Below are 14,931 nucleotides of genomic sequence, written 5' to 3' on the forward strand. Positions count from 1 at the left end.
TTGCCAGCGACCGGTTAAGACAACGCAAATATCCGTTAACCGGCCTGCGGTGTTTCCGTTGCGCTCATCTGGCCGCCGCGAAGGACTTCAAGCGCGCGGTCGAGCTGATAGTCCTCGCCTTCATAATCCTCAGGAGGCTGCTCCTTCGGAAGATGAGGGATCTCGCGTTCAACGCCATCCTCATTGGTCAGGGCGTTCGGCAGATCGGCTTCGGAGAAGCGGCGGATACGGGCCATTTCTTCTTCAGAAACGCGGGCCTGAGCGACTTCGGTGTCCGGCACGATACCGGTTGCCTGTATCGAGCGCCCTGACGGGGTATAATAGCGTGAGGTGGTGAGGCGGATCGCGCCGCGGTCACTGCCTAGCGGAATGACGGTTTGCACCGACCCCTTGCCAAAACTGGTCATACCGAGAACGGTGGCGCGGCCACGGTCCTGAAGCGCGCCGGCGACAATCTCAGACGCCGAAGCCGTGCCATTATTGATCAGCACGACAATCGGCACGTTCTGGAAAACCTCACCGGAGCGGGCATTATAGCGGGCAATGTCGCTCGGTCGGCGACCGATGGTCGACACGACCTCGCCGCCCGACAGGAATTTGTCCGAAACGGAAATCGCCTGATCGAGGAGGCCCCCACCATTATTGCGTAGGTCGAGAATGATACCAGCCGGGCGATTGCCGAGTTCGTCGGAGACGCCCTCAAACGCATCTTCGAGAAGGTCAGTGGTGCGTTCATTGAATGTGGAGATGCGGATATAGGCCACATCTTCGTCAATCGTCTTCCAGTCGACGGATTTTGGACGGATGACTTCGCGTTCCATGGTGACATCGAACGGGTCTTCACCTTCGCGCATCACGCTGACGATGATTTCGGTTCCCGGCGGGCCACGCATGTCTTCGACAGCGTCATCGATATTGAGACCGACAATTGGTTTGCCGTTGATGGCCGTGAGCAGGTCGCCGCTTTCCAGGCCTGCACGCGATGCCGGGGAATCGTCCATTGGCGTGATGACCTTCACGAAACCATCTTCCATCTGAACTTCGATGCCAAGGCCGCCATATTCGCCAGAGGCCTGAACCTGCATGGCGGAGAAGTCTTCTGCGGAAAGATAGGATGAATGCGGGTCGAGAGAGCCGAGCATGCCGTTAATGGCCGCTTCCATCGCTTCGGCCTCGTCGATCTCGGTGACATAGTCAGCGCGGGCGCGGGCCAGCACTTCAGCAAAGAGATCAAGCTGTCGGTAGGTTTCCGCTCGGCTGTTGCTCGTTCCAGGATCCGGCCAGGCGACCGCTGAGACGCCTACGGCGACCCCGCCCATCACGACACCGATTGCAGCCCCCGTCAGCATTGCTCTCATGGTCATTATCTCCTGTGACGGCCTATCCGCCTTGCATCCAGCGCGCCGGATTCATTGGCACACCATTCCGCCTGACTTCTAGATAGAGCTCAGGCGGCGGATTTGCACGGTCGGACATGCGTCCTACTGGCTCACCGGCGCGTACCGTCTGTCCCGGGGTACCGTGAATACGGCCCAATCCGCTCAGAACGATATGGTATCCATCACTTGTCGAAATGATCAAGAGCTTACCGTAGCTACGGAATTCGTCCGCGTACTCAATTGTCCCGTCAATCGGGGCGACAATGTCGGCATTTGCGCGAGGCTGGATGTAGAGACCCTTGGCGGTTTCGCCGCCTGGAAGGTCATCACCCCAGTTCCTTGAAACGAGACCTGCGACGGGTTGCATCAGGCCGCCAAGCGCCTCGCGGCCAAGCGGTCTGAGATTGGCTACAGCCGGGCTACGGGCTGGGTTGCGCGGCGCGTCCGTGGTGCGGCTCGGTGTCGATGTGCGGGAGGCGGCGAGCTGTATCTGGGCGCGCGGCTTTATGGCCGGTGCGCGGGGGGCCTGGCTCTCAAGCGCGGTGAGAAGGTCACGAAGGGTTTCCGCTTCACCCGCGATCTGGCGCACACGGGCGCGAAGGGCGTCGGCTTCACCGGATACGCTTTCATACTGAGCACGTTTGCGAGCCACCAGAGTTTCGATCTCGGCCTGTTTGGCGGAAAGGCGCTCTTCTGCGGCGGCGAGACGATCCTGCTCTTCGAGTACCGACTGTTCGAGCGATTTCAGTTCAGCAATCTCACTGGCGAGACGGTCAGTCTGTTCATTGATCTGCGGAGCGACCCCGCCCATCACGATGGCGGCGCGGATGGCGGCGTTCGCTTCCTTGGGCGCGGCAATGAGGGCCGGGGGGCGGTGCCTGCCTGAAATGGCGAGGTTTGCCATGATCTCTTCGAGATTGTCGGTGCTCTCGACCAGCGCATCGCGGGCTGAGCCGAGACGCGTGCGAAGATCGATCAGCTTGATCTCGGAGGCGGCGGCCTGTTCCTCGCGCCGGCGGCTCTCTAGCGCGGCGGAGATCAGCTGGCGTTCGAGGCTGGTGACATCCTGTCCGCTTTCGGACTCGGCCTTCTCCAGGGCTTCGAGCTGGCGGATGGCGGACTGGCGCTGGGCTTCGAGCGCGCTCAATTCTTCGCGGCTGTACTCACGCGGCGCGGCGGCCATCAAAAGACCGGCAAGTGGAATAAGTGAGAGGCGGATGAGTGAAGCGCGCATGTCGCTTACGGCATGCCATGGTGAGGGTCACCGTATCCTTAACGAAACGCGCTTTCGAGGTAAGGATTGCAGCGGGGTTTCGCCTAGTCCATCGGTTGGAAGACAACCGACTGCACGTAGATGGCGCGCTGTTTCTCCGGGGCGATCGGGCGGATGCCGAGATAGTCATAGCCTGCATCCGTGCCTTCCGGTCGTGGCGGCGGTGTCCAGGTAAAGGACTGGTCAGTGAATTCGCGCGTTACGGGGAAGGTCTGCCAGCCGGACTCGACGGCGGCACCGACAGAGTAATTGATGCGCATCTGTTCTGCGCCATAGCGGTCAGCGGCGCGGGCCCGCACCGTCACCTGTATCTCCCGGCCCGCAAAAACCGTTTCCAGGTCGCGGTCCAGAACGAAGTGGGGCCCGCGAAGGGGGTCGTCGGCGAGTGTGCCTGCCTCTACCTCGATGCGTAGGGCCTGTGCGCCGTCGACACGTTCGACGGAGATATCGACGTCACCGCCTGCAACAAAGCGGTGCAGTTGTGCGCCGCTCACCTCGATACGGCGATAGTCCGTATTACCGCCGCTGACCGGTCCGGTTGGTACGGCATTCATGCCGGGAAGGACCGCAATCGCGACCATGATGATGGCGACGAGCAGGGCGCTCGGGAAAAAAATACGGTCAGTCATTGTGAGGGTTAGGGTATCCCGGAATCGGCTGCGGAGTTTTATGGTGTCTAGACGCTGGAAAACATCTTGGCCAGTTGATAGCAAGCAGGCATCGAACTTGCGAAGCGATGGCCTGGTCCGCACGGAGCTGAATCTGATGACATCAACCGCATTGAGCCGCCGCGCACGAGAAGCGCGAGACTGGATGCTGGACAGCTGTTTTCCGTTGTGGAGCCGCGAAGGCGTGCTCGGCAACAACCTTTTCAGGGAAAAGCTCGATATCACGCACCGCCCGCTAGAGACCGACAGGATGCGCGTGCGGGTACAGGCGCGCCAGACCTATCTGTTTGCAGCGGCCAAGCGCCTCGGCTGGGATGCTGACCGTGCAGACAGGCTGATTGGCTATGGTGTCGATGCGCTCTCAGGGCCGAGCGTGCGCGGCGATGGCCTGATCGGCCGCTGCATCAGTGCAGAGGGGGACGGCCTCATCGATGAGACTGCGGACCTGTATGACACAGCATTTGCGCTTTTCGCCTATGCTCACGCCGCGATGCAGGGTCATGAGGACGCCGCCGCACATGCGCGCCAGCTGATCGCGAATGTCGAAGCAAAGCTCGAAGATGTGACCCATGGGGGTTATGCTGAAAGCCTGCCACGGGGCGACCGGCGTCTGCAAAACCCGCACATGCACCTGCTGGAGGCCAATCTGGCGCTCTATGAGAGCGATGAGCGGCGTGACCATCTGGAGCGGGCCAGCGCACTGGTGCGTCTACTCGATGAAAAGATGCTCCATCAGGTCACGGGGACGCTGGGTGAGACATTCGGCCTCGACTGGTCCGAGGAACGTGAGCCGGGGCTTCGCTTCATCGAGCCCGGTCACCAGTTCGAGTGGGTGTGGCTCTTGAAAACGCATGCAGGTGCCGCTGGCCGTGAGCTGAATCCCGCCATGGGCAAGCTATACGATATCGGCCTGCGCACGCTGGACGCCGAGGGCCGTGTGTTTGCTAAAGCGACTCGTGAGGGCGAAATCGTCGATGGATCGCGCCGGACCTGGATGCAGACCGAAGCGCTGAAAGCTCACCTCGCCATGATGGAACTAGGCGCCGACGAGCAGTGTGAGTCCCGCGCGGTACAGTGTTTCGATGTGCTGATGGATGAGTATCTGACGCCCGAGGGTGGATGGATCGATTGCTATCATGCCGATGGGCAGGTCGGTGCCGATGATATGCCAGCCTCGACCGGGTATCACGTCGTGCTCGCCTTCTGCGAGCTGTTGCGTGTAACCGGGGTCTGAGCTTAAACCCCGCAAGATAAACAGAACGCAGCGCGCAGCCAGGAGACGCATCATGCCTAAACTCGCCCTCGTCCGGCATGGCCAGAGCCAGTGGAATCTGGAAAACCGCTTCACAGGCTGGTGGGATGCCGACCTTACGGCCAAGGGTGAAGCCGAAGCCAGGCATGCAGGCAGCCTGCTGAAGGATGCAGGCTTCGAGCCGCAGCTTGGCTTTACCAGCCTGCAGACCCGCGCCATCCGCACGCTCTGGACCGCGCTGACCGAGATGGACCGTGTCTGGCTGCCGGTGGAAAAGCACTGGCGCCTGAATGAGCGCCACTATGGCGGGCTGACGGGTCTCGACAAGAAAGAGACCGCCGAGAAACACGGCGAGGACCAGGTCCATGTCTGGCGCCGCTCCTATGATGTACCGCCGCCGCCAATGGAAGAAGGCAGCGCCTATGACATGTCGAAGGACCCGCGCTATCACGGCATCGATATTCCAGCGACGGAAAGCCTCAAGCTGACGCTCGAGCGCGTGCTGCCTTACTGGCATGAAACGATTGCGGCACGCTTGCGCCATGGCACGGACATCGTGATCGCCGCGCATGGCAATTCGCTGCGCGCCTTGGTGAAACACCTCTTTCAGGTCCCGGACGACAAGATCACAGGCGTCGAGATCCCAACGGGCAATCCGCTCCTGATCGAGCTTGGCGACGGCCTACAGCCAACCTCAGCACGCTATCTTGATGGCTCGCGTGCGACTGACCTGCCAGCGCTTCCCTGATCGATGCGTCAGCAAGACGAAAATGCAATGCGCCGGGCGATAGAGCTTGCGCGCGCCCAGCATGGCCGTACCGGGGACAACCCATCGGTCGGTTGTGTTCTGATGAGTGCGGACGGGCGCAGGCTATCTGAAGGCGCGACCGGTGATGGCGGGCGTCCACATGCTGAACAGCTGGCGCTAACCCAATTCAAGGGCAAGCTGCCCGTTGGCACCACGGCCTATGTAACGCTGGAGCCCTGCCGCGAGCGGTCTACGGGTGAGGCGTCCTGTTCGAATCGGCTGATCAAAGCGGGTGTGGCCCGCGTGGTCGTGTCCGTCATGGACCGTCACCCGAAAGGCGCGGGTGGCAAGGCAGCGATAGAATCGGCCGGGATCGACATCGCGACGGGTTTTCTGGAGGAGGAAGCGGCATTCCTCTATGAAGATTTCTTCGCTTCGTTGGGCTAGTTTTGGTGGAGCACCTTGGCTCAACCACCCGACGCTGCCTGCGCAGGTGTCAGCGGCAGCGGGGCTCTATTTATCGTTGGCTCGCGGATCATTCCATTCGGCGGCGATGCCGGGCGCTCCGCGCCGGACCAGCCAGAACATGCCGATCAAGTCGGCGATGCCTGCGCCGAGGCGTCCGAGAAATCCGTATTTTGAACTGCCGTGCCAGCGGCGACGGTCATTGACGAGTTCTTCGCGCACTTCCCAGCCGGCTCGTTTGAAAAGCGCAGGCAGAAAGCGGTGCATGGACGCAAAATAGGGCAGCTCCCGGAAGGCGTCCGTGCGCATCAGCTTCCAGCCGCAGCCTGTGTCGGTCGCATCATCGCGCAGCAGGAAGCGGCGAATGCCATTGGCAATGCGCGACTGAAGCCATTTGAAGCCGCTATCATTGCGGCTGTTGCGTTTGCCAGCGATGAGGCCGAGCCTGCCTGTGCCGCCCGGCGCAATGATTGCGTCCCAAAGGCGGCGGGTATCGGCGATATCGTTCTGGCCGTCGCCGTCGAGCAGCTGCGTCCAGCGGCCCGACACTTCCCGCAGCCCGGTCATCAGGGCCGCCGACTTGCCTGCGCGGCGCACATGGGTCCGCACGATGATCCGGTCGGGCAGTACCCGGCGGGCGGCCTCAAGCTCTTCGCCGGTCGTATCGTCGGAGCAGTCATTTACGCAGACAATTTCATAATCGATACCGTCGAGCGCGCCTTTGATCTCCTCGATGAGCGGCGCAACGTTTCCAGCTTCATTGTAAAAGGGGATGAGGACGCTGAGGTCTTTTCCGGGCGTCACTGACCCGCCTCAATGCGTTCGGTCAGCGCGCGAATGCGGGCGGCCGCATCGCCAATGGCGTCGGCGGCCCTGTCGGACCCGCCGGACGTGGCAAGGTTGCGCTGGGCGTCGTCGAGTTCATCGAGAAGGGCGAGCGCGGCGATCAGGAGGAGCTTTTCCTCACCCATATCTCCGAGCGCTTCAGCGATCTGGTTCACCCGCGTGTCGAGATCGCTGGCAAGATCGCCAAGCCTCGTTTCCTGACCGGGGGCGCAATCGATGGAATATTGCTTGCCGCGAATGACGATATCAGCCTTGGCCATCACACATCCTGTTCACGTTTGAGGGCAGCGCGCACTTCCTCGATTGCTGAGCCGAGCGCAGCGGAAGCTTCGTCTGCCAGAGCCTGAAGTTCCTTCTGACGGGCGATGGACTGGTCCAGCTCTTCGGCAAGTCGCGCGCGATCGGCAATCATGGCCGACAGCTCGCGGCGCGCAACAGCTGGGTCGCCCGCATTCTCGAACAGGCCTTCAAGCGCCTCTTCAAGGTGCGTGAGCGCGTTTTCGAGCTCTTGCGTTGCCGAATTGAATTTATCCATCCCGAATCCGATAGCAGGATGCAGCCCCAAGTGCCAAGCTGGTTGACAGCCAAGCCGGGCAGCGTCCAAAGCGAAGCGAAACGCAACAGGGTGACTTATGGCGGTTGAACACAAGGATATGGCGAATGCCATCCGTGCGCTCTCCATGGATGCTGTGGAGCAGGCGAAGTCGGGACATGTCGGCCTTCCCCTCGGGATGGCGGATGTCGCGACGATCCTCTGGACACGCTATCTGAAGCATGATCCGGCCGATCCGTACTGGCCAGACCGGGACCGTTTCGTCCTGTCGGCGGGGCACGGCTCCATGCTGATCTATTCCCTGCTTCACCTGACGGGATATGACAGTGTCAGCCGCGACGACATCCGCAATTTCCGCCAGCTAGGCGCGAAGACGCCGGGCCACCCTGAAAATTTCGTGACCCCCGGCGTCGAGACGACAACCGGCCCGTTGGGCCAGGGCATTGCAACCGCTGTCGGCATGGCGATGGCCGAGCGTCACCTCAATGCGCGCTTTGGCGATGAGCTTGTCGATCACAAGACCTGGGTCGTTGCGGGCGATGGCTGCCTCATGGAAGGCGTCAGCCAGGAAGCGATCACGCTGGCCGGGCACATGAAGCTGAACAAGCTGATTGTTCTCTTCGACGATAACTCCGTCACCATTGATGGCGGGACCGAGCTTTCTGATTCGACTAATCAGTGCGCCCGTTTTGAGGCGGCTGGCTGGGCGACGAAGGCCATCGACGGACACAATACCGAAGAAATCCACGAGGCGCTCAGCTGGGCGCAGGATCAGGACAAGCCGGTCATGATCGCTTGCAAGACGATCATCGGCTATGGCGCGCCGACCATCGCAGGCACGGGCAAGGCTCATGGTGGCCCTTATGGCGCCGAGGAGATTGCGGGCATCCGCAAGAATATCGGCTGGGATCATGAGCCGTTCGTGGTGCCGGATGACATTGCTGACGCCTGGAAGCGCGAAGGTGCGCATTCGGCCAGCCTGCATGGCGAATGGAACAAGCGCCACGAAGGCTCTGCTCACAAGGCAGCGTTCGATGCGGCGATGCGCGGTGAGCTGGGCGACATCGAAGCGGTGGTCCGCGCGCACAAACAGGACGTGGTCGATGCCGACAAGGATGACGCGACCCGTAAATGGTCCGGCGCGGTGCTGGAAAAGCTGGCCGCGTCCATTCCGGAAATGGTTGGCGGCTCTGCTGACCTTTCCGGTTCGAACAATACGAAGGCAAAGTGCCAGGAGCCGATGACGCCGGACAATTGGGCCGGGCGCTATGTCCACTATGGCGTGCGCGAGCATGGCATGGCGGCGGCGATGAACGGCATGGCGCTGCACAAGGGCATCATCCCCTACTCTGGCACCTTCCTTGTCTTTGCAGACTATTCGCGCGCGGCGATCCGCCTTGGCGCTCTGATGGGTGAGCGGGTAATTCATGTGATGACGCACGACTCCATCGGTCTTGGCGAAGATGGCCCGACCCACCAGCCGGTCGAACATGTGGCCAGCCTTCGCGCGATGCCGAACATGCACGTCTTCCGCCCGGCGGACGGGGTTGAGACCGCCGAATGCTGGGAACTGGCGCTGATGCGGGCCGACGGCCCATCCACCATCGCGCTGACCCGCCAGACCGTCGCGAGCGTGCGCAAGGCGCATACAGACGAGAACCTCTCGGCCAAAGGCGGCTATGTCCTCTCTTCCGGTGAAGGCAATGAGCAGGTCGTGCTGATCGCCACTGGCTCAGAGGTCGAGATTGCCGTCGCGGCGCAGGAGATGTTGCGCTCAACCGGCATCAGTGCCCGTGTTGTGTCGATGCCGTGCGTAGAGCTGTTCGCAGAGCAGTCTGATGCCTACCAAGAGGAAACTCTCGGCAAGGGCCTGCCGCGTATCGTCGTGGAAGCAGGCGTGCGCTTTGGTTGGGACCGCTGGATCGGTCTTCGCGGCGGCTTTGTCGGCATGGACAGCTTCGGTGCGAGCGCGCCGTATCAAGACCTCTATGAGCGTTTTGGCATCACGCCAGACGCTGTCGCAGAGATGGCGCACGCGCTGGTCAACTGATCGCGCGTCAAAGCTGGAGCAGACCCTCGAATTCATCTAGACCTCCTTCGGCATGGGTTGAGGGAGACTGCTGATGGACTGGAATCTGCTTTACACGCTGATCAACGCGCTGGTGGTGCCAGCCTGGCTGCTGCTTCTGTTCGCGCCGCGCTGGCGCACCACAGGACTGGTCGTGCATTCCGGCATCTATCCGCTTGCTTATGGCTTGCTCTATACCGTCTGCCTGCTCGCCTCGATGTTCTTTGGGCAGGCGGCCGAAGGTGTGGGCATGGGGTCTATCGCGGCCATCTCGGCGCTGTTCGACCACCCCAACGGCGTCATTGTTGGCTGGACGCATTATCTCATCTTCGACCTGTTTGTGGGTGCCTGGATCGGGCGCGATGCGCCGCGCAGGAACATCCCCCATGTCATTGCCGCGCCCTGCATGATTGCAAGCTTCCTGTTCGGGCCGGTTGGCCTGCTTGCCTATATGCTCGTTCGCCTGGTGCGGGGGCAGGGGATCAGCCTGTTCGAGACCGAAAACGTCAGCGCAGAACCGCGTGACTAGGCGATTCGACGGGGTGTTGGCCCACATACGCTTGGAGAGAATGGGAGGCGAATTTGAGCCCGGCTGGACGGCGCAAAGCCTGCTGACGATGCTCAATTGGCCAGTTTTCCTGCATTTCCTTGCGTCACATCGCCGGTTCTCGGCTGTGTCATGCTGGACGCCGCCGATGGAGACAGCTAAACCCCGGCGTCAAGACTTATGGGCTTTCAGCCTTTGAAATTTGCCGGAATGGAGAAGACAATATGGCGGTTCGTGTAGCCATCAACGGATTTGGCCGGATTGGCCGGAATGTATTGCGTTCGATCCTCGAAAACGGACGTGACGATATCGAGATCGTCTCGATCAATGATCTCGGTCCTGTCGAGACCAATGCGCACCTTCTGAAATACGACTCCATCCACGGCACGCTGCCAATGGATGTGTCTGTAGAGGGCGACACGATCAAGGTTGGCGGCCAGTCCTTCAAGGTCACCGCGATCCGCGACCCGAAAGACCTGCCGCACAAGGAAAATGGCGTCGATATCGCCATGGAGTGTACCGGTATCTTCACCGCCAAGGAGAAGGCCGCCCTTCACCTTGAGGCTGGCGCGAAGCGCGTTCTTGTTTCGGCGCCTGCAGCCGGTGCTGACAAGACCATCGTCTACGGCGTCAACCATGACACGCTCACGTCCGATGACCTCATCGTCTCCAACGCATCGTGCACGACCAACTGCCTGTCGCCGGTCGCCAAGGTGCTGAATGACACGATCGGTATCGACAAGGGGATCATGACCACGATCCACTCCTATACCGGCGACCAGCCGACGCTGGATGCGATGCACAAGGACCTCTATCGCGGCCGCGCAGCTGCGATGTCGATGATCCCGACCTCGACTGGCGCTGCAAAGGCTGTGGGCCTCGTCCTGCCGGAACTCAATGGCAAGCTCGACGGCTTCGCGATGCGCGTGCCGACACCGAACGTGTCTGTTGTCGACCTGAAATTCCTCGCCAAGCGCGACACCTCGGTCGAAGAGATCAATGACGCGATCCGCAAGGCTGCTGACGGCCCGCTGAAAGGCGTGCTTGGTTATACCGATGCGCCGAACGTCTCGATCGACTTCAACCACAACCCGCACTCGTCTGTTTTCCACATGGACCAGACCAAGGTTATGGACGGCAACCTCGTCTCCGTGCTGTCCTGGTACGACAATGAATGGGGTTTCTCCACGCGCATGAGCGATACCGCCATCGCGATGTCGAAATTCCTCTAGTCTAACGACCAGACAAGGAGCGTCCGCATGTCCGACTTCAGACGGATCGAGGATGTCGAAGACCTTGCCCTGAAAACGGCGCTGGTTCGCGTCGATTTCAATGTGCCGGTTAATGAGGCCGGTGAGGTCACCGACGATACGCGGCTGCGCGCAGCCCTGCCGACGGTTCAGTATCTTGCAAACAAGGGGGCGAAAGTCGCGCTACTGGCGCACTTTGGCCGTCCGAAAGGAGAGGTGAAGCCTGAGCTGAACCTCAAGCCTGTCGCCGAAGCCTTTGCCGGTGTTCTCGGGGCGCCTGTGGCGTTCGCCAGCGATTGTGTTGGTGAGGTCGCTTCCAACGCCCTCGCATCCATCCAGCAGGGCGGTGTCGTGCTTCTGGAAAACACCCGTTTCAAGCCGGGTGAGACGAAGAATGACGACACGCTGGCCGATGAGATGGCGAAGCTTGGCGATATCTATGTCAATGACGCCTTCTCGGCGGCGCATCGCGCGCATGTCTCGACCGAAGGGCTGGCCCGCCGTCTTCCGGCCTATGCCGGCAAGTCGATGGAGCGCGAGCTCGATGCGCTGGAAGCGGCGCTGGGCAGCCCGGAGCGTCCGGTGCTGGCTGTTGTCGGCGGGGCGAAGGTTTCGTCCAAGATCGACCTTCTGAAGAACCTCGTCTCCAAGGTGGACGCGCTCGCCATTGGCGGTGGTATGGCGAACACCTTCCTGGCGGCACGTGGCCATTCGGTCGGCAAGTCGCTCTGTGAGCATGACCTCACCGATACGTGCCGCGAGATCGAGAAGAATGCGGCCGCGGCCGGATGCGATATCATCCTGCCGCAGGATGTCGTCGTGGCGAAGGAATTTGCGGCCAATGCCGACCATCGCATCTGCTCGACGGGCGAGGTCGCTGACAATGAGATGATCCTCGATGCGGGTCCGGAATCGGTTGGCATTCTTGCGATTGCCATGGATGCGGCCAAGACGCTGGTCTGGAATGGTCCGCTTGGTGCGTTCGAAACGACACCATTCGACAAGGCGACAGTCGAGGCTGCACGTGCCGCAGCAAGTCGTTGCCGGGACGGCAATCTGACTGCGGTCGCAGGTGGCGGGGATACGGTCGCTGCGCTCAACCATGCAGGCGTTGCGTCGGATTTCACCTTTGTCTCGACTGCTGGCGGGGCCTTCCTTGAATGGATGGAAGGCAAGCCGCTGCCGGGCGTCGAGGCGCTCAAGAAAAGCTAGAACTGACAAGATTGCACGACGGGGAAGAGGACCGCACCAAATGGCAAACGCAGAGATGAGACAGCAGGCCGCGACGAAAGACGGCTTTATCGCAGCACTGGACCAGTCTGGCGGCTCCACGCCGAAGGCGCTGCGTCTCTACGGCGTTGAAGAAAGCGCCTATACCAATGACGACGAGATGTTCGCACTCGTTCACGATATGCGCGCCCGCATCATCACCGCGCCAGCCTTCAATGGCGATAAGGTGATGGGCGCCATCCTGTTCGAAAAGACGATGGACGGCGAGATCGAAGGAAAGCCAACGGCGCAGTTTCTCTGGGAAGATTGCAGCGTCGTACCATTCCTGAAAGTCGACAAGGGCCTCGCCGAAGAGAAAGACGGCGTTCAGGTGATGAAGCCAATGCCGGGCCTAGATGAGCTTCTCAAGCGCGCTGTGAACAAAGGCGTCTTCGGCACCAAGATGCGCTCTGTCATCAATGCCGCGAACCGTGACGGTATCGCCGCCGTGGTCCAGCAGCAGTTCGAAGTCGGCAAGCAGATCCTCGGCCACGGCCTCGTGCCGATCATCGAGCCGGAAGTCACGATCACTATCGCTGACAAGGCCGAAGCCGAACAGATCCTTCTCGAAGAGATCACGAAGGAACTGGGCAAACTGCCAGAGGGTGAGGAAGTTATGCTCAAGCTGACGCTCCCGGAAAAGACCAACCTCTACAAGCCACTGGTCGATCATCCGAAAGTCATGCGCGTTGTCGCCCTGTCAGGCGGCTATTCACGCGAAGAGGCCTGCGAGCGCCTGTCGAAGAATACCGGCATGATCGCAAGCTTCTCGCGTGCGCTCACCGAAGGCCTGTCGATTGCGCAGTCTGACGACGATTTCAACGCCAAGCTCGGCGACTCCATCGACAATATCTGTGAGGCCTCGCGCGCCGGCTAGGCAGCGAACGCCAACTGAATTGAAAGGCGCTGCCGCAAGGTGGCGCCTTTTTCTTTTGCGGTGCCTCGAATTGGCGCTTGCCTTCCCCGGGGCCAGCGCCGGTCCATTGTGAGCAACACAATGATTGGAGGCCGCCGCACATGCTGATCGTCTACGAGCACCCGCTCTCGCCCTACGCGCAGAAAGTGAAGATCTCCCTGCGTGAAAAAGGGATCGATTTCGAGACGCGCCTGCCTGCCGGGATCGGCACGGGCACGACGCCGGATGATTTCATGACAGGCAATCCGCGCGGCGAGGTGCCATTTCTGCGCGATGGCGATGCGGCCATCTTCGATTCCACGATCATCCTCGAGTATATCGAGGACAAGTGGCCGACCCCGCCCATGCTGCCGGCGGCGCCTCTGGACCGGGCCCGCGTGCGCCTCATCGAGGACGTGATGGACTGCCATTATGAGCCGATCAACTGGGGCCTGGGTGAGCTCAATAATTTCAAGCGGGCCGCCGGGGAGTTGAAAGACAGGATCATGACGCGCGCAGGCGAACAGATCGCCGGACTGCATGCCTGGCTGGAGCGGGAGCTGGGCGACCGTGACTGGTTCAATGGTGACACTTTCGGTTGGGGCGATCTTTCCGTGGTGCCGTATATCAACGGCTCTGCAGGTATGGGGTTTGCGCCAGCTGAAGGCAGCAAGCTTCAAGCCTGGCATAAACAGGCCATGGCGCGGAGCAGCGTCTCGAAAAGTGCTGAGGAGGCCATCGCCTCGGTGTCTGGCATGCAGGACGTCAGCGGCGCGGTCGAAGCAGGCCTCTTCAAGCGCGAATATCGCGACCACCGTCTGGAATGGATGATTAAATCGGGCGGTCTCGATGTGGTCCTCAAGGGAATCGAGAAGGACAATATCCGCTTCACGCCTGACTTTAGCTAGGTCGGCTTCAGCTAGGCAGGCTTTGCGCGGGGCAGGGAAGGCGCTAGGTAGGCGCCATGACCGATATCAAACGCGAACGTACGCGCCTTTACCTCATCACACCCTCCAGCGTCGCGGATGTCGACGCTTTCGTGAAGACTTTTGAAGGCGCGCTCGAAGGCGGCGACATTGCCAGTCTTCAGGTGCGGATCAAGCCTGATGGCGTGTTGGATGAAGCGGCGACTGAAGCATTGGCGCGCGCATTGCTGCCAGTTTGCCGTGCGAATGATGTCGCCCTGATCATCAATGACAGCGTCGATGTCTGCGCACGGGTGGGGGCTGACGGCGTTCATCTGGGGCATCTCGACATGCAGGTGAAGGAGGCCCGCCAGCGTCTTGGCAAGCAGCCGATTATTGGTGCGACAGCCAAGAATTCCCGCCATGTTGCGATGGAAGCAGGCGAGCAAGGCGCGGACTATGTCGCATTTGGCGCCTTCTTCCCAAGCGAGACCAAGGCCGACACTGTACCCGCTGAAAAGGACCTGCTGACCTGGTGGCAGAACGTGATGGAGCTGCCCTGTGTCGCAATTGGCGGGATCACGCCAGAACGCGCAAAAGAACTTTCGGTGGCGGGGGCGGACTTCCTTGCTGTGAGCGCAGGGGTCTGGGCGCACCCGGATGGACCTGCCGCGGCCGTGCGCGCGTTCAATGCGGCGCTCGATGAGGCCTCGGCTGCATCCTAGGGCGGCACAAGGCGCGCGTCCTGCGACTTCGCTCAGGATCGGCGCCTTGAATCGTGGTACCAGTTAATCCTTCGATTTCGCTCAGGAC

General features: G+C 61.0%; 16 protein-coding genes. 10 read left to right on the plus strand and 6 right to left on the minus strand.

The features are described 5' to 3' along the window. Positions 1-35 precede the first annotated feature (35 nt). From D1224_RS07980 to D1224_RS07990, 3 genes are all read right to left on the minus strand, one after another. Positions 36-1,364: a S41 family peptidase gene (locus D1224_RS07980; protein WP_233350450.1), complete on the minus strand. Its 1,329-nt coding sequence runs from the start codon at positions 1,362-1,364 to the stop codon at positions 36-38. A 16-nt stretch (positions 1,365-1,380) separates the two neighbouring features. Beyond that, the gene (locus D1224_RS07985; RefSeq protein ID WP_119379357.1) at positions 1,381-2,613 is read right to left on the minus strand and encodes a murein hydrolase activator EnvC family protein; all 1,233 of its coding nucleotides are present in this window, start codon (positions 2,611-2,613) and stop codon (positions 1,381-1,383) included. Positions 2,614-2,696: 83 nt separating this feature from the next. Continuing rightward, positions 2,697-3,281, minus strand: coding sequence for a hypothetical protein (locus D1224_RS07990; protein ID WP_147372350.1), 585 nt, complete (start codon positions 3,279-3,281; stop codon positions 2,697-2,699). A 136-nt stretch (positions 3,282-3,417) separates the two neighbouring features. Between D1224_RS07990 and D1224_RS07995 the strand changes: the two genes are divergently transcribed. From D1224_RS07995 to D1224_RS08005, 3 genes are read left to right on the plus strand one after another with little or no spacing between them, the layout of a single operon-like run. After that, positions 3,418-4,554: an AGE family epimerase/isomerase gene (locus D1224_RS07995; protein WP_182482215.1), complete on the plus strand. Its 1,137-nt coding sequence runs from the start codon at positions 3,418-3,420 to the stop codon at positions 4,552-4,554. Between the two features lie 52 nt (positions 4,555-4,606). After that, entirely contained in the window at positions 4,607-5,320 is a 714-nt protein-coding gene (gene gpmA / locus D1224_RS08000) for a 2,3-diphosphoglycerate-dependent phosphoglycerate mutase (protein ID WP_119379360.1), read from the plus strand. Between the two features lie 3 nt (positions 5,321-5,323). After that, a complete protein-coding gene (locus D1224_RS08005; protein ID WP_119379361.1) occupies positions 5,324-5,767 on the plus strand; it encodes a bifunctional diaminohydroxyphosphoribosylaminopyrimidine deaminase/5-amino-6-(5-phosphoribosylamino)uracil reductase RibD in 444 nt (147 codons plus the stop codon). A 66-nt stretch (positions 5,768-5,833) separates the two neighbouring features. Here D1224_RS08005 and D1224_RS08010 read toward each other — a convergent pair whose 3' ends face one another. Genes D1224_RS08010 through D1224_RS08020 form a run of 3 tightly spaced genes read right to left on the minus strand, consistent with a single transcriptional unit; the run spans position 5,834 to position 7,166 of the window. Next, positions 5,834-6,589, minus strand: a complete 756-nt coding sequence (locus tag D1224_RS08010; RefSeq protein WP_119379362.1) for a glycosyltransferase family 2 protein — start codon at positions 6,587-6,589, stop codon at positions 5,834-5,836. Continuing rightward, positions 6,586-6,891 carry a cell division protein ZapA gene (gene zapA, locus D1224_RS08015; protein WP_119379363.1) on the minus strand — a complete coding sequence of 102 codons (306 nt, stop codon included), beginning with the start codon at positions 6,889-6,891 and terminating at the stop codon, positions 6,586-6,588. Before zapA ends, D1224_RS08010 begins: the two co-directional genes overlap by 4 nt. Continuing rightward, positions 6,891-7,166: a DUF4164 family protein gene (locus tag D1224_RS08020; protein ID WP_119379364.1), complete on the minus strand. Its 276-nt coding sequence runs from the start codon at positions 7,164-7,166 to the stop codon at positions 6,891-6,893. Before D1224_RS08020 ends, zapA begins: the two co-directional genes overlap by 1 nt. Positions 7,167-7,263: 97 nt before the next feature. On the opposite strand from D1224_RS08020, the gene tkt reads away from it, so the two are divergent. From tkt to thiE, 7 genes are all read left to right on the plus strand, one after another. Continuing rightward, the gene (tkt, locus tag D1224_RS08025) at positions 7,264-9,234 is read left to right on the plus strand and encodes a transketolase (protein WP_119379365.1); all 1,971 of its coding nucleotides are present in this window, start codon (positions 7,264-7,266) and stop codon (positions 9,232-9,234) included. A gap of 73 nt (positions 9,235-9,307) precedes the next feature. Next, positions 9,308-9,781 (plus strand): ABA4-like family protein, encoded by a 474-nt coding sequence (locus tag D1224_RS08030; RefSeq protein ID WP_119379366.1) that lies wholly within the window; start codon positions 9,308-9,310, stop codon positions 9,779-9,781. Positions 9,782-10,023: 242 nt separating this feature from the next. Continuing rightward, positions 10,024-11,031, plus strand: a complete 1,008-nt coding sequence (gene gap, locus D1224_RS08035) for a type I glyceraldehyde-3-phosphate dehydrogenase (protein WP_119379367.1) — start codon at positions 10,024-10,026, stop codon at positions 11,029-11,031. Positions 11,032-11,058: 27 nt separating this feature from the next. Beyond that, complete coding sequence (locus D1224_RS08040) at positions 11,059-12,261, plus strand: phosphoglycerate kinase (RefSeq protein WP_119379368.1); 1,203 nt, start codon at positions 11,059-11,061, stop codon at positions 12,259-12,261. Positions 12,262-12,301: 40 nt separating this feature from the next. Next, entirely contained in the window at positions 12,302-13,195 is an 894-nt protein-coding gene (locus tag D1224_RS08045) for a fructose bisphosphate aldolase (RefSeq protein WP_119379369.1), read from the plus strand. 140 nt (positions 13,196-13,335) lie between these two features. Next, complete coding sequence (locus tag D1224_RS08050; protein WP_119379370.1) at positions 13,336-14,121, plus strand: glutathione S-transferase family protein; 786 nt, start codon at positions 13,336-13,338, stop codon at positions 14,119-14,121. Between the two features lie 56 nt (positions 14,122-14,177). Further along, entirely contained in the window at positions 14,178-14,843 is a 666-nt protein-coding gene (gene thiE, locus D1224_RS08055; RefSeq protein WP_119379371.1) for a thiamine phosphate synthase, read from the plus strand. Positions 14,844-14,931 lie beyond the last annotated feature (88 nt).

Source organism: Henriciella barbarensis, assembly GCF_003576345.1.
Taxonomy (GTDB): Bacteria; Pseudomonadota; Alphaproteobacteria; order Caulobacterales; family Hyphomonadaceae; genus Henriciella; species Henriciella barbarensis.